The sequence below is a fragment of the Phenylobacterium zucineum HLK1 genome (assembly GCF_000017265.1).
Classification (GTDB): Bacteria; Pseudomonadota; Alphaproteobacteria; order Caulobacterales; family Caulobacteraceae; genus Phenylobacterium; species Phenylobacterium zucineum.
On record NC_011144.1, the window covers coordinates 3767997 to 3786966 of the forward strand.

The following is an 18970-nucleotide window of genomic DNA, read 5'->3' on the forward strand; positions in this document are numbered from 1 at the left end:
GGGCGTTGGGCGGACAGGGCGTGGAAGTGTGGCGGGGCGGCGTGGCCGCGTGGGAATGCGACCACATGGGCCACCTGAACGTCGGCTTCTATGTGAGCAAGTCCATGGAGGCCCTGGCGGGTCTGGCCGCCGAGCTGGGGATGCCGCACGCCTTCGCCCCGCGCACGCCGTCCACCCTGATCGTGCGCGAGCAGCACATCCGCTTCCTGAAGGAGGCGCATCCCGGCGCGGCGCTGCACATGAACGGCGGGGTGGTGGAGATCGGAGACGACACGGCGCGGCTGCTGCTCCTGATGCACCATCAGGACGGGGCGCTGGCGGCCAGCTTCCAGACGCTGGTGGCGCACGCCACCGCCGCCGACGGCCGGCCTTTCCCGTGGCCTGAGCGGGTGCGCGCCCGGGCGGAGGCGCTGCGGATGGACGTGCCTGCGGCCGCGGCGCCCAAGTCGATCTCCCTGGATCCGGTGGTGACGTCGGCCAGCCTGGCCCGGGCCGAGGCGCTGGGCCTGAAGCGCACGGCCCTGGGCGCGGTCGGCGCGGGTGACTGCGACGTCTTCGGCCGGATGCGGACCGAGCTGATGATGGCGCGCATCTCGGACGGCATTCCGCACTTCTTCGAGGGCCGACGACCGGGTGCAGGGGACGAGCGGCGCATCGGCGGGGCGGCGCTGGAGTACCGGCTGGTGCACCACGACTGGCCGCGGGCGGGGGACCGCGTGGAGCTTCGATCCGGATCGGCGGGCGGCGACGCCCGCTTCCGGCGGCTGGTGCACTGGCTGCTGGACCCGGAGACGGGCCGGCCCTGGGGCAGCGCCGAGGCGATCGCCGTCTCATTCGACCTCGACACCCGCAAGATCGTCGCCCTCTCCGACGAGGAGCTGGCCCGGGTCGAGGCGGCGGCCGTGAGGGGCCTTACGCTGTAGCCGCCAGCAGCTCGCGCGCCCGCTCGGGGCGCTCCATCGGCAGGAAGTGGGTCGTGCCGGGCTCGACCTCGATGGTGACCCGGCCGCTCGCCAGGAGCTCGGCCTCGTGACCCTCCAGCCGGGCGGTCGAGCCCTCGGCCGCCTTCAGGATGCGGATCGGGCAGCGGCTGGCGCGGAAGGCCGCCCAGGGGTCGTAGTTGTGCATCTTGAAGTTCGAGGCCTCCCACTCGGGCGTGCACGCCAGCACGACCTCGCCGTCCGCCTCGCGGAAGCCCGCCTCCACGTAGTCGGCCAGCTGTTCCGGCCGCCAGGTGCGGAAGGCGCCGCGGCCAAGATAGGCGTCCATGGCCGCGGCCTTGCTCGGGAAGCGCGCGCGCCGGCGCAGGGCGCCCTGCACCAGAGGCGATTCGGCGATGTCGGGATTGTCCTGCGAGCGGCCGGCCAGCATGTCCGGCGAGAAGATCACCGGGTCGAACAGCACCAGCGCCTTCGCCCGCTGCGGCTCGGCGGCTGCGGCCAGCAGGCTGGACGTGCCGCCCATGGAGTGGCCGGCCAGAGTCACCGGCCCCTCGGCCACGGCGGCGAGGAAGGCCAGCAGGTCGTCGCGGAACTCGTTCCAGCCCTCGCGATGGACGGGATCGGCCGGCAGCGTCGAGGCGCCGTGCCCGCGCAGGTCGATCGCCAGGATCCGGAGCCGGTCCGCCAGGGGCGCCAGGATCGTCCGGTAGGTCCGGGCGTTGAAGCCGTTGGCGTGGGAGAAGACGATGTCCACCGGCCGGTCCTTGGGCCCGAAGTCCAGGAACGCCATCTCCCCGCCGCGGTCCGGCAGCGGCATGCGCCCCGCGCGGGGCTCGTCGATCACCTGCATCGGACCCATATAACCGCTGTTCAGGTCCGGAGAAGCCATGAAGCTCGCCACCATCGGCTATGAGGCCGCGCCCCAGGCCGCCGTGATCCGGAAGCTGCAGGACGCCGGGATCGAGGTGGTGATCGACGTGCGCGCCGTCGCCGCCTCGCGCCGGGCCGGCTTCTCCAAGGGCCTGCTGTCGGCCAGCCTCGAGGACGCAGGCGTCGACTACGTCCACCTGCGGGCGCTGGGCACGCCCAAGCCCGGCCGCGAGGCCGCCCGGAAGGGCCGCACCGCCGAGATGCGGGCGATCTTCGAGGAGCACCTGAAGGAGCCCCAGGCCCAGCTGCAGCTCGCCCAGGCCGTGGAGATCGCCAGGGACCGCAAGGCCGCCCTGCTCTGCTTCTGCGCCGAGGCCCGCGGCTGCCACCGCCGGATCGTGGCTGAACGGATGTGCGAAGCCCTCCCCTTCGAGGTGGAGGACCTCTAGCCGCTTGGCTTCCCGCGGGTCACGGGCCGATGATGGCGCCGCGCAAGGAGGACGCCATGAACGCCCCAGTCTCGGCCATCGACGTGACCACCACCGAGTGGACCTGCTTCGACGTCACGATCGAGGACAAGGTCGCCCATATCCGGCTGAAGCGGCCCGAGGCGCTGAACACCATGGTGCGGGCGTTCTGGAACGAGCTGCCGCAGATCGTGCGCGACATCAGCGACAACGCGCGGGCCCGCTGCATCGTGATCTCGTCCACCGGCAAGCACTTCTGCGCCGGCATGGACCTGGCGGTGTTCCAGGGCGGCGGCTCGACCTCGGCTCCGGCGTCGCAGGACAAGCACGTCAACGCCGAGGCCATGCGCTACCACGTCCGCCTGCTGCAGGACTCCTTCTCCTGCCTCGACCAGGCCCGCATCCCGGTGATCGCGGCGATCCAGGGCGGGTGCATCGGCGGGGCGGTCGACATGACCAGCGCCTGCGACATCCGCTACTGCACCGCCGACGCCTTCTTCGTGATCCAGGAGATCAACATCGGCATGACCGCCGACGTCGGGACCTTCCCGCGGCTGTGCAAGCTGATCCCCGAGGGCTGGGTGCGCGAGCTGGCCTACACCGGCCGCAGGCTGCCGGCCCAGAAGGCGCGCGAGATCGGCCTCGTCAACGAGGTGTTCGACACCCACGAGCAACTGCTGGAGCACGCGCTCGGCACGGCCCGGGAGATCGCGTCCAAGGCGCCGCTGGCGGTGACCGGCTCGAAGGTGATGATCAACTACGCCCGCGACCACTCCATCGCCGACGCCCTCGACTACATCGCGGTCTGGCAGACGGGGATGTTCTCGGGGCCGCACATGGCCGAGGCGTTCAAGGCCAAGGCCGAGAAGCGCGAGGCCGACTTCCCGGACCTCGCCCCGCTCCGCAAGGAGATGTGACGCCGCCCGCGGCGGCTAGACTTCCATTTCGGCCGCGCTGAGGTCGCAGCCGGCCATCAGCGCGCCCTGCATGTCCGCTTCCAGCAGGCGGGCCTTGTGGGCGTGCGCACCGCGCATGTCGGCCTGCTTCAGGCCCGCGCGGGTCAGATCGGTGCGGACGAACCGGCCGGGGGCGATCATCAGCGGGCCCATCTTGGCGCCGCGCAGGTCGGCGCGGGTGAGCTGGGCGTCCATCAGCCGGGCCCCCCGCAGATCGGCCTCGCGCAGGATCGCCCCGCGGAAGTCGCAGCCGGTCAGGTCGGCGCCCTGCAGCTGGGCGCCCTCCAGGTCCATGCCGAAGAAGATCGAGCGCGGCGCCGACAGCGCCGTCAGCTTGCGGCGGCGCAGGCTCTTGAGCGGCCGGAAGTCCACCTGCTCCAGCTTCATGACCGCGCCGCGGGCGCCGTCGCTGTCGCAGTAGGCCTCGTGGTCCGCCAGCACCTCTTCCAGCGACCGGTCGTCGACGTAGACGATCGGCGGCGGCGCGCGGAGCACCTCCGAGAGGTCGACGTCCTCGAGCCGGGCCTGGTCGAGATTGGCGCCCGCCAGCACGGCCCGCTTCAGCGAAACGCCGGTGAGGTCGGCGCCGCCGAGGTCGGCGCCCGACAGGTCCGCCCCGTCCAGCACCGCCCGCGTCAGGCGCGCGCCGGCCAGGACGGCGCCGGTGAGATTGGCGTCGGTGAAGTCGCTGGCCATGGCCACGGTGCCGGCCATCTGGGCGCCTGCGAGGTTCGCCCCCGACAGCACGGCGTAGTTCAGCTCGCCCGGGCGGTGCTCGTGGCGCAGGATCCGGAAGCCGTCCAGCTTGTCCTGCAGGGCGATGCGGCCCTCGCGCAGGTCGCAGCCGGCGAGCTCGGCGCCCGACAGGTTCGCGCCCTTCAGGCAGGCGCCGCGCAGGTCGGCCCGCTTCATGTTCGCGCCGCGCAGGTCCGCCTCGCGCAGGTCGGCTCCGAACAGGATGGCGCGAGAGAGATTGGCCCGCGCCAGCATGGCGCCTTCCAGCTTCACGCCCGCCAGATCCGCATCGCGCAGGTCGACGCCCTCGAGCGAGCAGTTCGACAGGTCGGCGTAGGTCATCGAGAACCGCCGGCCGCCCGAGCGACCGGCGAGGTAGCGCTGATGGGCTTCCAGCGCCTCGCGCAACGTCTGGGCGTCGATGGCCAGATGGTGCTGTTGGGCTTGGCTCTGCATGGGGTCCTTCGAGGCGGCGACCATGCTCGTCCCGCGCTTAAGGAACGGTTTCGCGACAACCCTAAGAGCCGTTTACGCAAGCGCCCGCTCCACGCCCGGGCGCGCAGGGCCCCATGCGCGAGCGCGCCGGCAGGCGTTCGCCGCGAACGCCCGGGCCGAACGCTCAGCCAGGAAGAAGACTTAGTTGCCGGGGGTCTCGCCGCGGGCGGCCGCCGCGATCAGGGCGGCGATGCGGTCGGTGGAGTCGGCGGCCTGGGTCAGCACCCCGATCGGGCCGGCGCCGGGACGCACCGCCGCGCCCATCTGGCTGGCGGCCGACTGGGCGACCGCGATCATGCCGTTCTGGACCTTCGACAGGCCCGAGGCGGCCAGCACGCGAGCCGTGGCGTCGGGATAGATGAACCCATGCGTCGGATAGGTGGAGCCGCCGAGGTCGCCGCTGGGGTCGTACCAGACCTTCACCTGGCTCCAGTCGCCGTCGGGGGAGACGTCGATCACCGTGACGTCCTTCTCCACCTTGCCGCGCGAGCCTTCAATCGGCGACCAGTTGGCATGCGTGATCTGGACGACGCGGTCGGTCAGCACCTGGCTGACCACGGCCACGTGGCCCAGCCGCATGCGAGACGTGGGCTTGAAGCACAGGACAGCGCCCGCCCGCGGCTGGAAACCGGTTTCGTACTTGCCGGCGGCCTGCTGCCACCAAGTGCGCGCATCGCCGAAGATCTGGATGCCCGAGATCAGGCGCGCGAACGGCACGCACTGCCAGTAGGTGTCAGCGATGGCTCCGGCCGGCGCGAAGGCCATAACGGCCGCAGCGGCCAAGGAACCCGCAAGGGTCCTCATCCGTTTGCGCATGTTCTGGCGACTCCCCGAAACTGGGCGAAGGGATAACCTTATCTGCGCTTGAGTGAAAAGAGGGTTTACGGGCCCCGCCCGGTCGGCCAGAGGAACTTATCCACAGCCCCGCCGGCGGCGCCCGCCGATCCGGATCGAACACCTCAAGTCATGCCAGAAGAACAGACCGTTCATCTTCATGAACTTAAGCACGTTCGCCAGCGCGACATCGCGGATGAACTGTATTTGAGCTCGACGGGCCCCGGTCTTCAGCGGATCTGGACTTCGCGCTGCCGCGATGTCGCCCATGTGCGCGCGCTGAAACAAATCGAAACACGCGCGCCGCCCGCCCCGGCGGCCGTCACTACGGCGGGTCGCCAAGACAAAAGACATTGCGATCACGAACTTGAGAGCAGCGGCGGAACGCCGCATTTCCGGGCGCCCGCACGCCGCCGTTCGGCAGGACTAGGCGCGACCGCCCGATACGCTATCTAGCGAAGCTGGATTTTCGGAGACCCCCTGAATGGACATCGCCGCGCTGCTCAGCGACCCGGCCGCCTGGGCCGCCCTCATCACCCTGATCGTGATGGAGGTGGTGCTTGGGATCGACAACCTGATCTTCATCTCGATCCTCTCGAACAAGCTGCCCGAGCATCAGCGCCAAAGGGCGCGGCGCATCGGCATCTCGCTGGCGCTGATCATGCGCCTGGCCCTGCTCTCCACCCTGGCCTTCATCGTCGGCCTCACCCAGCCGGTCTTCGAGCTGCCCTGGCAGGGCCCGCCCGGCGAGCACGGCGAGCCGATGTTCGAGCTGTCGTTCTCCTGGCGCGACCTGATCCTGATCGCCGGCGGCCTCTTCCTGGTGTGGAAAGCCACCAACGAGATCCACGAGAAGGTCGACCCGGCCGCCACTCACGGGGTGATGGACGCCGACTCCAAGGTGATCTCCAACATGGGCTCGGCGATCTTCCAGATCCTGCTGCTGGACCTGGTGTTCTCGGTGGACTCGATCCTGACCGCCGTCGGCATGACCGACCACCTGCCGATCATGGTCACCGCGGTCGTGGTCGCCGTGGGCGTGATGCTGCTGGCCGCCGACCCGCTGGCGAACTTCATCAACAAGAACCCGACCGTGGTCATGCTGGCCCTGGGCTTCCTGCTGATGATTGGCGCCGTGCTGATCGCCGACGGCTTCGGCTTCCACGTGCCCAAGGGCTACATCTACGCGGCCATGGCCTTCTCGGCGGGCGTGGAGGCGCTGAATATGCTGGCCCGCAAGGCGGTGGCGCGGAAAGGCGCCGACGCCGAAGCCAGGCACTAGCCGCTACAGGAAGCTGTACGGGTCGATGTCGATGGCCACCCGGATCTGTCCGGGGGGCCGGACCCGGGCCCGCCAGGCCGCCATGTAGGCCGACAGGTCCACGCCGCGGTCGGCGCGCACCAGGAACCGCTTGCGCCGTCGCCCCCGCACCAGCCCGAGCGGGGCGTCCGCGGGGCCGTAGACCTCGACCCCCGGCGTGTTGGGCGCCGCCTGGGCCATGGCCTGGGTGAAGGCGTCGAGCTGGGCGGCGTCGGGACCCGATGCGATCACCGCGGCCAGCCGGCCGAACGGCGGCAGGCCGGCCGCCTCGCGCTCGGCCATCTCGGCCTCCACGAAGGCGTCCCGATCCTGGGCCTTCAGCGCCTGCATCACCGGATGCTCGGGCGCGTAGGTCTGCAGCAGGGCGCGGCCCGGACGGTCCTTGCGGCCCGCGCGCCCCGTGGCCTGGGCCAGCAGCTGGTAGGTCCGCTCGGCGGCCCGCAGGTCGCCGCCGCGCAGGCCCAGGTCCGCGTCCACCACGCCGACGAGGGTCAGCTTCGGGAAGTTGTGCCCCTTGGCCGCCGCCTGGGTGGCCACGAGGATGTCGATGTCGCCGGCCGCCATCGCCTCGACCAGGCGCCGCGCCTCGCGGGCGTCGAACACCGTGTCCGACGAGAAGACGGCGATCCTCGCCTGCGGGAAGAGCTGCCGCGCCTCCTCCTCGACCCGCTCCACGCCGGGACCGATGGAGACCAGGCTGTCCTTCGCCCCGCAGTGGGGGCAGGCCGACGGCTTCGGCATCGAGAAGCCGGTCAGGTGGCAGACCAGCCGGCCCGAGTAGCGGTGCTCCACCAGCCAGCTGTCGGTGTCGGGCGCCGTCATGCGCTCGCCGCAGGCGCGGCACAGCACCAGGGGCGCATAACCCCGGCGGTTCAGGAACAGCAGCGTCTGCTCGCCGCGTCCGTAGGTCTCGGCCATGGCGGCGACCAGCGGCGGCGAGAGCCAGCGGCCGTGCTCGGGCGGCGTGGCCTTCAGGTCGATCAGCTCGATGTCCGGCAGCCGGGCGGTCCCGTGCCGGGCTGAGAGCCGCAGCCAGCGGTAGCGGCCCGCCTCGGCGTTGCGCAGGGTCTCCAGCGACGGCGTCGCCGAAGCCAGCACCACCGCCGCCCCCTCGATCTTGCCGCGGGCCACGGCGAGGTCCCGGCCCTGGTAGATGAAGCCGTCCTCCTGCTTGAACGAGCTGTCGTGCTCCTCGTCGACGACGATCAGCCGCAGCTTGCGGAACGGCAGGAACAGGGCCGAGCGGGCGCCCACGACGATGCGGCAGGTTCCGGAGGCGACCGCCTCCCAGACCCGCCGGCGGGCCGGTGGCGCGACGTCCGAGTGCCACTCGCCGGGACGGGCGCCGAAGCGGTGCGTCACCCGGGCGATCACCGCCTGGGTCAGGGCGATCTCGGGCAGCAGGATCAGGACCTGGGCCTCGGGGTCCGCCGCCAGGGCCGCGGCGGCGGCCTCGAGGTAGACCTCGGTCTTGCCCGAGCCGGTCACCCCGTCCAGCAGGGCGACGGAGAACCCGCCCGCCCGGACCATGTCCGCTAGGGCTCCGGCCGAGGCGGCCTGGCTCGCGTTGAGCTCCGAGCCCTTGCGCGCCAGGTCCGGCGGATCGAAGGCGGCGTCCTCTGTCACCAGCCGCTCGGCGAGGCACCCCTCGTCCAGCAGACCCTTCACGACCCCCGCCGAGACGCCGGCGGCCCGCGCCAGGTCGGCCGCGGTCATGGGACCCGTCGCCGCCTCCAGCACCTTCGTCCGGGCCGGGGTCGTGCGGCCCGGCGCGCGGCCGGTGGCCTCCAGCATCCGCACGGGCTTCGGCTTGGGCGCGCGGGCGCCCCGCAGCGCGATCGCCAGCGGCTGGCCGGGCGCGTCGACGGAATAGCGCGCGGCCCACTGGACGAACTCCAGGGCCCCGGGCGGCAGGGGCGGCTCGTCCAGGCGCTCGGCCACCTGCTTCAGCGGCCGGTTGCCCCCATGGCCGTCGCGGATCGCGGCCACCACGCCGCGCATCAGCCGCGGGCCCAGCGGCACGGCCACCTGATCGCCGGGCGCGAGCGCCATCCCCTCCGGCGCCTCGTAGTCGAAGGCCTCGGGCAGGGGCATGGGTATGAGGACGGAGGCGATGCGGCTCATCGGGGGTTCGCTCCGCCCCTCTTGGCGGCTACAAGCGGGCCGAACAAGCTCAAGGCGCCAAGTATGCAGCTCTTCCTCGACACCACCGACGTCGCCGTCCTGAAGGACCTCGCCGCCACCGGCCTGGTGGACGGCGTCACCACCAATCCGTCGCTGATCGCCAAGTCCGGCCGGAACATGCTGGAGGTGATCGCCGAGATTTGCGGCATCGTCGAGGGGCCCGTCAGCGCCGAGGTCGCCGGGACCGACGTCCACACCATGCTGGCCGAGGGCCGCAAGCTGGCCGGCGTCGCCCCCAACGTCGTGGTGAAGGTGCCGCTGACCCGGGAGGGCCTGATCGCCACGTCCGAGTTCTGCGCCGAGGGCATCCAGACCAACGTGACGCTCTGCTTCTCGGCGGCCCAGGCGCTGCTCGCCGCCAAGGCGGGCGCCACCTACATCAGCCCGTTCATCGGCCGCCTCGACGACCACGGCGCCGAGGGCATGGACCTGATCAGCGAGATCCGGGCGATCTACGACAACTACGACTTCGACACCGAGATCCTCGCCGCCTCGATCCGCACGTCCGCCCACGTGAAGGAAGCGGCCCTCGCCGGCGCCGACTGCGCCACCATCCCGCCCGACGTGTTCCAGGCCCTCTTCAAGCACCCGTTAACCGAAAAGGGGCTTCAACAATTCCTCGCCGACTGGGCCAAGACGGGCCAGTCGATCCTGTAGGAAAGGCGTAGCGGAATGGACGGATCCCAGGGTGAGCTGACGGCCCAAGCGCTCTCGCCCGACGAGGTCCGCCGGTTCCTGTCCGACAATCCCGAGTTCCTGCGCGAGGACGACGGCCTGCTGGCCGAGCTCGGCCTGAAGGTCGCCGCCGGCAACGTCGTCGACTTCGGCCCCGCCGCGCTCGCCCGCGTCCACGCCGCGCACCAGCGCGAGGCCGAGATGCGCCAGCTGCTGGAGGAGACCGCGCGGGCCAATTTCTCGGCCCAGGCCCAGACCCACGGCGCCGTCGTGGACCTGCTGGACTCGCGCAACCATTCCGACCTCGCCCGGCGCGTGGACGAGCTGGCGCGCACCCGCTTCGGCCTCGCCGCCGGCTTGATCGCCCTGGAGGTCGAGGGCGCCCCGCCCGCCGGCTGGCGGCATCTGGTGGATGGTCAGGTGGACATGATCCTGGGCGGGCCGCAGCGCCTGGCGCGCATGGGCTTCGCCCCTACGGCCCTGGGCCTGTTCGGCGACGTCGGCCCCGAGATCGGTTCGATGGCTATGGTCCGGATGGCGATCTGGGAGCCTTCGCGCACGGGGCTGCTCGCCTTCGGCTCGGCCGATCCCGAAGGCTTCACCCCCGACATGGGCTCCGAACTCGTGGCCTTCCTCGCCCGCGTGGTCGAGCGCACGGCCGAGCGATGGCCGCTCCTCTGACCGCCTTCGACGCCCGGGCCGCCTGGCTTGGGCGCCTGGAGCACGAACGGCGCGCCTCGCCCCGGACGCTGGAGGCCTACGGCTTCGTCGTCGCCCGCTACCTCGCCTTCCTCGAGCGGCATCGCGGGGAGGCGCTGTCGGCGAAGGACCTGGGATCGGTCACCGCCGGGGAGGTCCGCGCCTGGCTCGCCCACCTTCGCTCGGGCGAGACGCCCCTGTCGCCGCGCTCGCTCAGCCAGGCGCTGTCGGCCATCCGCACCTTCCACAGGTTCCTGGACCGGCGGCTGGAGATTCCGAACGCCGCCGTCGGCCTCGTGCGCGGCCCGCGCGTCAAGCCCGGCGCGCCGCGGCCGGTGAGCGAGGACCAGGCGATCGGCCTGATCGCCGAGCCGGCGTTCGACCCCGACCGCGAGGGCTGGGAGGCCGCCCGCGACCAGGCGGTGCTGACCCTGCTCTACGGCTGCGGCCTGCGGATCTCGGAGGCGCTCTCGCTACGGCGGTCCGACGCGCCCCTCCCCGAGCAGCTGCGCATCACCGGCAAGGGGGCCAAGACCCGGATCGTGCCGGTCCTGCCAGCGGTTCGCGAAGCGGTGGACGCCTATCTGACCCAGGTCCCCTTCGGGCTCGCTCCCGACGAGCCGCTGTTCCGGGCCAAGCGCGGCGGCCCCCTGAGCCCGCGCCACGTGCAGGCGACCGTCCAGCAGCTGCGCGGCCGCCTGGGACTTCCCGCCAGCGCCACGCCGCATGCCCTGCGCCATTCGTTCGCCACCCACCTGCTGGGGGCCGGGGCGGACCTGCGGTCGATCCAGGAGCTGCTGGGCCACGCCTCGCTGTCGACGACGCAGCGCTACACCGAGGTCGACGCCGCCGCCCTGCTCAGCGCCTATTCGGCGGCCCATCCGAGGGCCTGAGGCTCAATCCCGCGGTTTGGCGAAGCGCCCGTCGCCGCTGACGTTCTCGCGCACGACCACCGGCTTGGAGCACCCCTTCTCGTCGAGGCGCAGCACGGTCAGCTCGTGGTTGGCGGGCGGCAGCTCGTCCAACCGCTGCGCATCGCCGGACGGCGCGTCCCGACGGACCGGCTGGGCGTCCCAGACCCCGCACGCGACGGCGCGCATGTGCATCGGCAGCTCCGCACCCGCCGGCGGGGCTCCGCGATAGACCTTTACCTGCGGCGCCGGCTGGGCGGCGGCCACTACGGTCGCGGCGAGAAGTGCGAGCATCTCGGGCCTCCTGTCTGAGCCTCATGCTGCCCCCTCAACCGCAGGTGGCCAAGTGAAGTTTCAGCCACGCACGAAGCGCAGCCAGGCGACCTCGTTGTCGCAGCCGGTCTCGGTGCAGCGGAAGCCCTCGCGGACGTAGAAGGCCTGGGCCCGGACATTCGCCGCCTGGCACTTCAGCGACAGGGGCCCGTCGGCGACGGCGGCCAGGTGATCCAGCAGCGCCCGGCCTATCCCCCGTCCGCGCTCGTCCACGTACAGCGAGTGGATGAAGTTCTGCGGCCGGTAGAAGGCGGCTAGCCCGAGGATCCGCGCGCCCTCCACCGCCACATAGATTTCCTCGACCCGCGCGGCGCGCAGGAAATCCGCCGCGCGGTGCCGTTCGGGCGGCAGCCAGGTGAAGGTCTCGCGCAGGACGCGCACATACAGGTCCGCGCAGGCGGGCAGGTCCCCCGGCCTCGCGGGGCGGACCGTCAGCCCCTTGAGGGGGCCGGGCTTCAGGCCTGCATCGTCCATCCTTCGACGCCCATGGCGGCCTGGCGCAGGGCCTCGGACCGGGTCGGATGCGGGTGGCAGGTGCGGGCCACGTCCTCGGACGCGGCGCGGAACGCCATGGCCACGCAGTATTCGCCGACCATCTCCGAGACGTGCGGGCCGATCATGTGCACGCCCAGGATCTCGTCGGTGGCGGCGTCGGCCAGCACCTTCACGAAGCCCTCGGTCTCGTGGTTGATCTTGGCCCGGCTGTTGGCGGTGAAGGGGAACTTGCCGGCCTTGTAGGCGCGGCCCTCTTCCTTGAGCTGCTCCTCGGTCTTGCCGACCCAGGCGACCTCGGGGGCCGTGTAGACCACGCTCGGGACCAGGTTGTAGTCCACGTGGCCGTAGCCCTTGGCGATCATCTCGATGCAGGCGACCCCGTCCTCCTCGGCCTTGTGCGCCAGCATCGGGCCCAGGATCACGTCGCCGATGGCCCAGACGCCCTCGGCCGAGGTTCGGAAGTGGTCGGTCGGGATGAAGCCGCGCTTGTCGGGCGTGATCCCCACGCTCTCCAGACCGAGGCCGTCGGTGTAGGGACGCCGGCCGATGGCCAGCAGGACGTAGTCGCCCTCGAGGGTCTCGGCCGCGCCGCCCGCGACCGGCTCGTAGGTGAGGGTGACGCCCTTCTTCGAGGCCTTCGCGCCGGTGACCTTGGCGCCCAGCTTGAACTCGAAGCCCTGCTTGGTCAGCGAGCGCTGGAAGGTCTTGGCCACCTCGGCGTCCATGCCGGGGGTGATGCGGTCCAGGTACTCGACCACGGTCACCTTGGCGCCGAGCCGGCGCCACACCGAGCCCAGCTCCAGGCCGATGATGCCGGCGCCGATGACGATCAGGTGCTTGGGAACCTCGGGCAGCGAGAGCGCGCCGGTGGAGTCGACGATCCGCTGCTGGTCCACGGTCACGCCCGGCAGGGTCGAAGGCTCGGAGCCGGTGGCGATGACGATGTTCTTCGCCTGCAGGGTCGTGACGGCGCCGTCCTCGGCGGTCACCTCGACCTTGCCGGCGCCGGCGATGCGGCCCTTGCCCCTCACCCAGTCGACCTTGTTCTTCTTGAACAGGAACTCGATGCCCTTGGTGAGCTGGCCGACGCTGTCGGCCTTCTGCTGCATCATCTGGCCGAGGTTGAGCTTGGGCTGGACCTCGATGCCGAGCTTGGCGAACTCGTTCCCCGCCGCCGCATAGAGCTCGGAGGCGTGCAGCAGCGCCTTCGAGGGCATGCAGCCCACGTTGAGGCAGGTGCCGCCCAGGGTCCCGCGACTTTCGACGCACGCCGCCTTCAGGCCCAGCTGGCCCGCCCGGATCGCGGCGTTGTAGCCGCCGGGCCCGCCCCCGATGATCACGACGTCGTAGGTGGTGGTCTCAGCCATCGGTCCGCTCAAGTCTCCGAAATGGGGGCGCAAACTAGGCCCGAAGCGCCCAAGGTCAACCGCCGAGGCCCCCCGAGCGCATTCGGGACGGCTTCGCGACCGCCGCAAGCAGCGATATGGGTGGGCCATGAGCGGGATGCACGCCCTTTCACCGCAGGAGACGGCGGCCCTGACCCGGCGGGTGACCGCGCTGTCCGTGGCGACGGCGGCGGTGCTGGTGACGATCAAGGCGATCGCCTGGGCGGCGTCGGGCTCCACCGCGCTGCTGGCCTCGATGGCGGACTCGGGCCTCGACCTGGTGGCCTCGCTCGTCACGTTCTTCGCCGTCCGCTACGCCGCCACTCCGCCCGACGCCGAGCACCGGTTCGGGCACGGCAAGGCCGAGGCCTTCGCCAGCCTGATGCAGGCGGGCCTGGTGTTCGCGTCGGCGGCCCTGATCGCCCGCGAAGCCATCGGCGACCTCCTGGACCCGCACCCGCTGCAGCGGGAGGGCTGGGCCGTGGCGGTGATGGTGGTCTCGATCGCGCTGACCCTGGCGCTGGTGACCGCCCAGACCCGGGTCCTGCGCCGCACGTCCTCCGTCGCCGTCTCAGGGGACCGGGCGCACTACTTCTCGGACCTGGCGTCCAACCTGATCGTGCTCGTCGGCATCGCGGGCGCGGCGCTGATGGGCGTCAACGGGCTGGACGCGATCGCCGCCATCGCCGTGGCGGCGCTGCTGCTCTGGGGCGCGGTCGGCGTGTTCCGCGAAGCCTCGGCGCAGCTCATGGACCGGGAGCTGCCCGACGAGACCCGCGCCGAGATCGTGCGGCTGATCACCGCCGATCCGCGGCTCACCGGCGTGCACCAGCTGCGCACGCGGACATCGGGCCCCTTCGTCCACATTCAGATGCACGTGGACCTCGACCCGGACCTCAGCCTGGAGGCCGCCCACGGGGTGATCGTGGCGGCCGAGAAGCGGCTGCTCGAGCGCTTCCCGTCGGCGGACATCCTCATCCACGCCGACCCGCGCGGCCGGGCCGAGCCGCATGGCGGCGCCTTCGCCGAGGCGAAAACCTGACAGCGTAAACGAGCCCTTAAGGCGACCAGCCGCAGTTGAGGCTGGAATCGATTCGCGCGAGAGAGACGCCGCCCCCGCCATGAGCGTCGAACGCACCCTGCACCATTTCCCGCTCGACCCGGCCTCGCGCCAGGTGCGGCTCGCCCTGGGCGAGAAGCGGCTGCCGTTCGCGGAGGTCCAGGTGCGCTACTGGGAGCGGCCGAAGGAGCTGACGCGGCTCAACCCCTCGGGGCTGATCCCGGTGCTGGTGGAGACCGCCGGCGGCGCCGGCCCGCTGGTGCTGTGCGAGAGCCGGGCGATCCTGGACCACATCGAAGAGACGACCCCGGAGCCCGCCCTCCTGAGCCGCGACCCGGCCGAGCGGGCCGAGGCGCGCCGGCTGCTCTCCTGGTTCGACCGCAAGTTCGAGTACGAGGCCGGCGGCTACATCCTGCACGAGAAGATGGAGAAGCGGCTCCTGGGGTTGGGCGCGCCCGAGCTCGCCAACCTGCGCCAGGGCCGCGAGGGGCTGCGCAGCCACCTGCACTACATCGAAGGCCTGCTCGAGACCCGCGAGTGGCTGGCCGGCAAGCGCCTGTCCCTGGCGGATTTCGCCGGGGCGGCCCATCTGTCGGTGATCGACTACTTCGGCGACGTGCCCTGGAAGGACTTCCCGGGCGTGAAGACGTGGTACATGAAGCTGAAATCCCGGCCGTGTTTCCGGCCGCTTCTGACGGACCGCTGGCCGGGCCTGACGCCCGCGCCGCATTATGACGATCTCGACTTCTGAGCCCCCCGAAGACCTGATCCGCGCCGAGGCCCTGGCGCTGGGCTTCGACCTCTGCCGCTTCACCGACCTCGACGACGCCTGGCCGGCGGCCGCGCGCCTGGCGCAGTACGTGGAGGCCGGCCGCCACGGCGAGATGGCCTGGATGGCCGAGACGCTGGAGCGACGGTCGCACCCGCGCGCCATGTGGGCCGGCGCGCGCTCGGCCGTGGTGCTGGGGATCAACTACGGCCCCCGCCACGATCCGCTGGAGGTCCTGGGCGGGCCGGACCGCGGGGCGATCAGCGTCTACGCCCAGAACGAGGACTACCACGACCTCGTCAAGAAGCGCCTCAAGGCGCTCGGCCGCTGGATGCAGGACAGGTTCGGCGGCGAGTTGAAGGTGTTCGTGGACACCGCGCCCCTGATGGAAAAGCCGCTGGCCGAGCGGGCGGGCGCCGGCTGGCAAGGCCGCCACACCAACCTGGTCAGCCGAGAGTACGGCTCGTGGCTGTTCCTGGGCTCCATCCTGACCACCCTGGACCTGGCCCCCGACGCCGCCGAGCCCATGCACTGCGGCAGCTGCACGGCGTGCCTGGAGGCCTGCCCGACGAACGCCTTCCCCGCGCCGTTCCAGCTCGACGCCCGGCGCTGCATCTCGTACCTGACCATCGAGCTGAAGGGGCCGATCCCGCGCGAGCTCCGGCCGATGCTGGGCAACCGCATCTACGGCTGCGACGACTGCCTGGCGGTCTGTCCCTGGAACAAGTTCGCGCAGGCCGCGCGCGAGCAGAAGCTGGCGGCGCGGCCCGAGCTCACCGCCCCCGCCCTCGCCGACCTCGCCCGCCTGGACGATGCGGCCTTCCGCGCCCTCTTCACCAAGAGCCCGGTCAAGCGGATCGGCCGCGACCGCTTCGTGCGCAACGTGCTCTACGCCATCGGCAACTCGGGCGATCCGGCCCTGGCGGAGCCCGCGGCGACCCTGCTCGAAGACCCCTCGCCGCTGGTCCGCGGCGCGGCCGTCTGGGCCCTCTCGCGCCTGCTGGCGAGCGCCGATTTCGTGAGCCTTCGCAATGCCCGCCTGCCCGCCGAGGCCGATCCGGGCGTCCGCGAGGAGTGGCTGGCGGCCTAGAACGCCACCTCGCCGAGGTCCTTCAGGCGCGGCAGGGTCTTGTCCTTCTCGGAGAGCACCGGCTCGCTCTCCAGCGGCCAGTCGATGGCCAGGTCCGGGTCGTCCCAGGCGACCCCGCCCTCGGTCTGCGGCGCATAGAGGCCGTCGACCTTGTAGAACAGCATCGCATCGTCGGTGAGGGTGCAGTAGCCGTGGGCGAAGCCGCGCGGCACCCACAGCTGCTCGCCCCCCTCGGCGGTCAGGGTGGCGCCGACCCACCGGCCGTAGGTGGCCGAGCCCGGGCGGATGTCCACCGCCACGTCGTAGATCGCGCCCTGCAGCACGCGCACCAGCTTGCCCTGCGGATGGGGCGCGGCCTGGAAGTGCAGCCCGCGCAGGGTGCCCTTCCTGGCGTTGAAGGCCTGGTTGTCCTGCACGAAGTCCGCCTCGACCCCGGCCTCCGACATGGCCCGCCGGCTCCAGGTCTCGGAGAACCAGCCGCGGGCGTCGCCGTGGCGCTTCGGCGTGATAAGGAGGACGTCGGACAGGGCTAGCGGCTTGATCGCGGTCATAAGGCTTTCAGGGAGTTGGACGGGTCCCGCATGGCCCAGCGGAACAGGGAAGACAAGCCGCAAAGGCCCGCCATCACGGTCGCGGTGGTCGCCTATCGCAGCGGCGCCACGCTGGCCCGCTGCCTGGAGCGGCTGGCCGCCCAGACCTTCCGGGACTTCGAGCTGGTGCTGGTCGACAACGCCTCGCCCGACGGGGAGGCGCAGGCGGCCGCCGCCATCGTCCCGGGGACCCGGCTGATCGAAAACGCCGAGAACCTGGGCTTCGCCGGCGCCTGCAACCAGGCCGCCGCCGCCGGCCGCGGGCGCTGGCTGGTGCTGCTCAATCCCGACGCCTATCCCGAACCCGACTGGCTGGCCGAGCTGGTGGACGCCGCCGGCCGCTGGCCGCAGGTCCGCAGCTTCACCTCCCGCCAGGTGATGGACGAGGACCCGGCCGTGCTCGACGGCCTGGGCGACGTGATGAGCATCCCCTGCATCCCCTACCGCGGCGGCTATCTCGCCCGCGATCCGGGCGACACGCCCGAGGGGCAGGTGTTCAGTCCCTGCGGCGCGGCGATGATGATCGACCGCGAGCTGTTCCTGGCGCTCGGCGGCTTCGACGAGAGCTTCTTCTGCTACTGCGAGGACGTGGACCTGGGGTACCGGCTGCAGCTGGCCGGCGAGCCCACCGTCGTCGTGCCCTCGGCGGTCGTGCGGCACGTGGGTTCGGCCTCCTCGGGCGGCTCGAAGTCGGAGTTCGCGCTCTTCCACGGCTACCGGAACCGCTTCTGGGTGCTGGTGAAGGACACCCCGGCCCTGCTGCTGCCCCTGGTGCTGCCGGGGCACCTGCTGACCGCCGCCTACATCGCCCTGCGCGGCCCCAACCGCCGCTACCTCGGGGTGACGCTCAGGGCCTATCGCGCGGCGCTCGCGGGCCTGCCGGCGGTGCTGCGGCGCCGGCGCGAGGTGCAGCGGACGCGGCGGCGGTCGGCCTTCGCTATCGCCCGGGCGATGACCTGGAATCCCCGCGACCTCGCGGGTCGCCGGGCGGTGATCAGGTCTCTGTCGCCCAGTCGATGAGCCGGCGCATGAACAGCGCGCCGCGCTGCATCTGCGAGACCTCGACATATTCGTCCGGCTGGTGCGCCTGGGCGATGGAGCCCGGCCCGCAGATGACCGTGGAGAACCCCGCCCCCTGGAACTGCCCCGCCTCGGCGGCGTAGGCGACCACCCGCGCCGGGCCATTGTCGCCCGCCAGCCGCCGGGCGAAGGCCTCAGCCGCCCCGTCGGGCTCCGGCGCGAAGGGCGGCACGTCGGTGCGCTTCTCGAGCACCACCCCGGCCTCGGGCGCCCGGGCCTTCAGCGCCCGGTCCATCGCCTCGACCTCGGCCCGGAAGCCCGCCAGCGCGCCCTCGGGCGTCAGCCCTGGCGGACAGCGCAGGTCGAAGACGAACTCGCAGCGCCGGGCGATGATGTTGTGCGCCGTGCCGCCCTCGACCAGGCCGATCGTCAGGGTCGCCCCCTTGGGCGTGAACGGCGAGGCCGGGTCGGCCTCGCGCTCCAGCCTCTCGGACAGGTCGGTCAGCGAATTCATCAGCCGGGCCGCCGCCATCACGGCCGAGACGCCCTGCTGGGTCTGGCTGGAGTGCGCCTCGCGGCCGGTGACCGTCACCTTGAAGGTCGCGATCCCCTTGTGGCCGTTGACCGCCACCATGTCGGACGGCTCGCCCACGATGACCAGCGCCGGCTTCGGCAGCTCGCGGCGGATCACGTCGATCATCAGGGGCGCGCCGAGGCAGCCGATCTCCTCGTCGAACGAGAGGGCCAGGTGCACCGGCCGGCGGCCCGTGGCGAGTTCGGGCGCGGCCGCCAGGGCCAGGGCGACGAACCCCTTCATGTCGCAGGTCCCCCGCCCGTAGAGCTTCCCGTCCCGCTCCACCACCGTCCAGGGATCGGTGCTCCACGGCTGGCCGTCCACCGGCACCACGTCGGTGTGGCCGGAAAGCACGACGCCGCCCGGTTCGGCAGGCCCGAGGGTGGCCAGGAGGTTCGCCTTGGAGCCGTCCGCGTTCGGCACGCGGCGGTGCGGGACGCCCAGGCCGTCGAGGTAGCCCTCGACCCATTCAATCAGCGCGAGGTTCGAGCCCCGCGAGGTCGTGTCGAAGCTGACGAGCTTGCCGAGCAGCTCGCGGGCGGCGGGATAGAGATCGGCCGACATGG

At 71.8% G+C, this 18970-nt stretch carries 21 protein-coding genes; 11 read left to right on the forward strand and 10 right to left on the reverse strand.

Features of this window, described 5'->3' with window-relative positions; translation table 11 throughout:
- Positions 1-5: 5 nt before the first annotated feature.
- Positions 6-923, forward strand: coding sequence for a thioesterase family protein (locus PHZ_RS18400; protein ID WP_012523872.1), 918 nt, complete (start codon positions 6-8; stop codon positions 921-923).
- Here the strand turns inward: PHZ_RS18400 and PHZ_RS18405 are convergent.
- Positions 913-1791, reverse strand: coding sequence for an alpha/beta fold hydrolase (locus PHZ_RS18405; RefSeq protein WP_041374420.1), 879 nt, complete (start codon positions 1789-1791; stop codon positions 913-915). The genes PHZ_RS18400 and PHZ_RS18405 overlap by 11 nt on opposite strands.
- A 37-nt stretch (positions 1792-1828) precedes the next feature.
- On the opposite strand from PHZ_RS18405, the gene PHZ_RS18410 reads away from it, so the two are divergent.
- Positions 1829-2260 carry a DUF488 domain-containing protein gene (locus PHZ_RS18410; protein WP_012523874.1) on the forward strand — a complete coding sequence of 144 codons (432 nt, stop codon included), beginning with the start codon at positions 1829-1831 and terminating at the stop codon, positions 2258-2260.
- A 56-nt stretch (positions 2261-2316) separates the two neighbouring features.
- On the forward strand, positions 2317-3195 hold the full coding sequence (locus PHZ_RS18415) for a crotonase/enoyl-CoA hydratase family protein (RefSeq protein WP_049758336.1): 879 nt from the start codon (positions 2317-2319) through the stop codon (positions 3193-3195).
- Between the two features lie 15 nt (positions 3196-3210).
- On the opposite strand, the gene PHZ_RS18420 is transcribed toward PHZ_RS18415, so the two are convergent.
- The 3 genes from PHZ_RS18420 to PHZ_RS22840 form a co-directional block, all read right to left on the reverse strand.
- Positions 3211-4425, reverse strand: a complete 1215-nt coding sequence (locus PHZ_RS18420) for a pentapeptide repeat-containing protein (RefSeq protein WP_049758458.1) — start codon at positions 4423-4425, stop codon at positions 3211-3213.
- Positions 4426-4605: 180 nt separating this feature from the next.
- Entirely contained in the window at positions 4606-5280 is a 675-nt protein-coding gene (locus PHZ_RS18425; protein WP_012523877.1) for a CHAP domain-containing protein, read from the reverse strand.
- A gap of 96 nt (positions 5281-5376) precedes the next feature.
- Positions 5377-5568 carry a hypothetical protein gene (locus tag PHZ_RS22840; RefSeq protein WP_148216913.1) on the reverse strand — a complete coding sequence of 64 codons (192 nt, stop codon included), beginning with the start codon at positions 5566-5568 and terminating at the stop codon, positions 5377-5379.
- 214 nt (positions 5569-5782) lie between these two features.
- Between PHZ_RS22840 and PHZ_RS18430 the strand changes: the two genes are divergently transcribed.
- Positions 5783-6580: a TerC family protein gene (locus tag PHZ_RS18430; RefSeq protein WP_012523878.1), complete on the forward strand. Its 798-nt coding sequence runs from the start codon at positions 5783-5785 to the stop codon at positions 6578-6580.
- Positions 6581-6583: 3 nt separating this feature from the next.
- Here the strand turns inward: PHZ_RS18430 and PHZ_RS18435 are convergent, their stop codons facing one another.
- On the reverse strand, positions 6584-8743 hold the full coding sequence (locus PHZ_RS18435; protein ID WP_012523879.1) for a primosomal protein N': 2160 nt from the start codon (positions 8741-8743) through the stop codon (positions 6584-6586).
- Positions 8744-8806: 63 nt separating this feature from the next.
- On the opposite strand from PHZ_RS18435, the gene fsa reads away from it, so the two are divergent.
- Genes fsa through PHZ_RS18450 form a run of 3 tightly spaced genes read left to right on the forward strand, consistent with a single transcriptional unit; the run spans position 8807 to position 11070 of the window.
- Complete coding sequence (fsa, locus tag PHZ_RS18440; RefSeq protein WP_012523880.1) at positions 8807-9460, forward strand: fructose-6-phosphate aldolase; 654 nt, start codon at positions 8807-8809, stop codon at positions 9458-9460.
- A 15-nt stretch (positions 9461-9475) separates the two neighbouring features.
- Positions 9476-10159 carry a DUF484 family protein gene (locus PHZ_RS18445; RefSeq protein ID WP_012523881.1) on the forward strand — a complete coding sequence of 228 codons (684 nt, stop codon included), beginning with the start codon at positions 9476-9478 and terminating at the stop codon, positions 10157-10159.
- Positions 10144-11070, forward strand: coding sequence for a tyrosine recombinase XerC (locus tag PHZ_RS18450; protein ID WP_012523882.1), 927 nt, complete (start codon positions 10144-10146; stop codon positions 11068-11070). Before PHZ_RS18445 ends, PHZ_RS18450 begins: the two co-directional genes overlap by 16 nt.
- A gap of 3 nt (positions 11071-11073) precedes the next feature.
- On the opposite strand, the gene PHZ_RS18455 is transcribed toward PHZ_RS18450, so the two are convergent.
- Genes PHZ_RS18455 through lpdA form a run of 3 tightly spaced genes read right to left on the reverse strand, consistent with a single transcriptional unit; the run spans position 11074 to position 13283 of the window.
- Complete coding sequence (locus PHZ_RS18455) at positions 11074-11382, reverse strand: hypothetical protein (RefSeq protein WP_041373699.1); 309 nt, start codon at positions 11380-11382, stop codon at positions 11074-11076.
- A gap of 60 nt (positions 11383-11442) precedes the next feature.
- Positions 11443-11895, reverse strand: coding sequence for a GNAT family N-acetyltransferase (locus PHZ_RS18460; RefSeq protein WP_012523883.1), 453 nt, complete (start codon positions 11893-11895; stop codon positions 11443-11445).
- On the reverse strand, positions 11877-13283 hold the full coding sequence (gene lpdA, locus PHZ_RS18465) for a dihydrolipoyl dehydrogenase (RefSeq protein ID WP_012523884.1): 1407 nt from the start codon (positions 13281-13283) through the stop codon (positions 11877-11879). Before lpdA ends, PHZ_RS18460 begins: the two co-directional genes overlap by 19 nt.
- A 127-nt stretch (positions 13284-13410) precedes the next feature.
- Here lpdA and PHZ_RS18470 point away from each other — a divergent pair, with 127 nt between their 5' ends.
- The 3 genes from PHZ_RS18470 to queG all read left to right on the forward strand — a co-directional run bounded on the left by PHZ_RS18470 (position 13411) and on the right by queG (position 16220).
- A complete protein-coding gene (locus PHZ_RS18470) occupies positions 13411-14343 on the forward strand; it encodes a cation diffusion facilitator family transporter (RefSeq protein WP_012523885.1) in 933 nt (310 codons plus the stop codon).
- A 79-nt stretch (positions 14344-14422) separates the two neighbouring features.
- A complete protein-coding gene (fzlA, locus tag PHZ_RS18475) occupies positions 14423-15112 on the forward strand; it encodes an FtsZ-binding protein FzlA (RefSeq protein WP_012523886.1) in 690 nt (229 codons plus the stop codon).
- Positions 15093-16220, forward strand: coding sequence for a tRNA epoxyqueuosine(34) reductase QueG (gene queG, locus PHZ_RS18480; protein ID WP_012523887.1), 1128 nt, complete (start codon positions 15093-15095; stop codon positions 16218-16220). Before fzlA ends, queG begins: the two co-directional genes overlap by 20 nt.
- Here queG and rfbC read toward each other — a convergent pair.
- A complete protein-coding gene (gene rfbC, locus PHZ_RS18485) occupies positions 16217-16771 on the reverse strand; it encodes a dTDP-4-dehydrorhamnose 3,5-epimerase (RefSeq protein WP_012523888.1) in 555 nt (184 codons plus the stop codon). The two genes, queG and rfbC, sit on opposite strands and share 4 nt — an antisense overlap.
- Positions 16772-16801: 30 nt before the next feature.
- Here rfbC and PHZ_RS18490 point away from each other — a divergent pair, with 30 nt between their 5' ends.
- Positions 16802-17830 carry a glycosyltransferase family 2 protein gene (locus PHZ_RS18490; RefSeq protein ID WP_012523889.1) on the forward strand — a complete coding sequence of 343 codons (1029 nt, stop codon included), beginning with the start codon at positions 16802-16804 and terminating at the stop codon, positions 17828-17830.
- Here the strand turns inward: PHZ_RS18490 and argE are convergent.
- The gene (argE, locus tag PHZ_RS18495) at positions 17805-18968 is read right to left on the reverse strand and encodes an acetylornithine deacetylase (RefSeq protein ID WP_012523890.1); all 1164 of its coding nucleotides are present in this window, start codon (positions 18966-18968) and stop codon (positions 17805-17807) included. The genes PHZ_RS18490 and argE overlap by 26 nt on opposite strands.
- Positions 18969-18970 lie beyond the last annotated feature (2 nt).

Coding starts and splice junctions, on each gene's coding strand:
- PHZ_RS18405 (WP_041374420.1), bottom strand. CDS start 1,791: ATGCAGGTGATCGACGAGCCCCGCGCGGGGCGCATGCCGCTGCCGGAC.
- PHZ_RS18410 (WP_012523874.1), top strand. CDS start 1,829: ATGAAGCTCGCCACCATCGGCTATGAGGCCGCGCCCCAGGCCGCCGTG.
- PHZ_RS18415 (WP_049758336.1), top strand. CDS start 2,317: ATGAACGCCCCAGTCTCGGCCATCGACGTGACCACCACCGAGTGGACC.
- PHZ_RS18420 (WP_049758458.1), bottom strand. CDS start 4,425: ATGCAGAGCCAAGCCCAACAGCACCATCTGGCCATCGACGCCCAGACG.
- PHZ_RS18425 (WP_012523877.1), bottom strand. CDS start 5,280: ATGCGCAAACGGATGAGGACCCTTGCGGGTTCCTTGGCCGCTGCGGCC.
- PHZ_RS22840 (WP_148216913.1), bottom strand. CDS start 5,568: ATGGGCGACATCGCGGCAGCGCGAAGTCCAGATCCGCTGAAGACCGGG.
- PHZ_RS18430 (WP_012523878.1), top strand. CDS start 5,783: ATGGACATCGCCGCGCTGCTCAGCGACCCGGCCGCCTGGGCCGCCCTC.
- PHZ_RS18435 (WP_012523879.1), bottom strand. CDS start 8,743: ATGAGCCGCATCGCCTCCGTCCTCATACCCATGCCCCTGCCCGAGGCC.
- fsa (WP_012523880.1), top strand. CDS start 8,807: ATGCAGCTCTTCCTCGACACCACCGACGTCGCCGTCCTGAAGGACCTC.
- PHZ_RS18445 (WP_012523881.1), top strand. CDS start 9,476: ATGGACGGATCCCAGGGTGAGCTGACGGCCCAAGCGCTCTCGCCCGAC.
- PHZ_RS18450 (WP_012523882.1), top strand. CDS start 10,144: ATGGCCGCTCCTCTGACCGCCTTCGACGCCCGGGCCGCCTGGCTTGGG.
- PHZ_RS18455 (WP_041373699.1), bottom strand. CDS start 11,382: ATGCTCGCACTTCTCGCCGCGACCGTAGTGGCCGCCGCCCAGCCGGCG.
- PHZ_RS18460 (WP_012523883.1), bottom strand. CDS start 11,895: ATGGACGATGCAGGCCTGAAGCCCGGCCCCCTCAAGGGGCTGACGGTC.
- lpdA (WP_012523884.1), bottom strand. CDS start 13,283: ATGGCTGAGACCACCACCTACGACGTCGTGATCATCGGGGGCGGGCCC.
- PHZ_RS18470 (WP_012523885.1), top strand. CDS start 13,411: ATGAGCGGGATGCACGCCCTTTCACCGCAGGAGACGGCGGCCCTGACC.
- fzlA (WP_012523886.1), top strand. CDS start 14,423: ATGAGCGTCGAACGCACCCTGCACCATTTCCCGCTCGACCCGGCCTCG.
- queG (WP_012523887.1), top strand. CDS start 15,093: ATGACGATCTCGACTTCTGAGCCCCCCGAAGACCTGATCCGCGCCGAG.
- rfbC (WP_012523888.1), bottom strand. CDS start 16,771: ATGACCGCGATCAAGCCGCTAGCCCTGTCCGACGTCCTCCTTATCACG.
- PHZ_RS18490 (WP_012523889.1), top strand. CDS start 16,802: ATGGCCCAGCGGAACAGGGAAGACAAGCCGCAAAGGCCCGCCATCACG.
- argE (WP_012523890.1), bottom strand. CDS start 18,968: ATGTCGGCCGATCTCTATCCCGCCGCCCGCGAGCTGCTCGGCAAGCTC.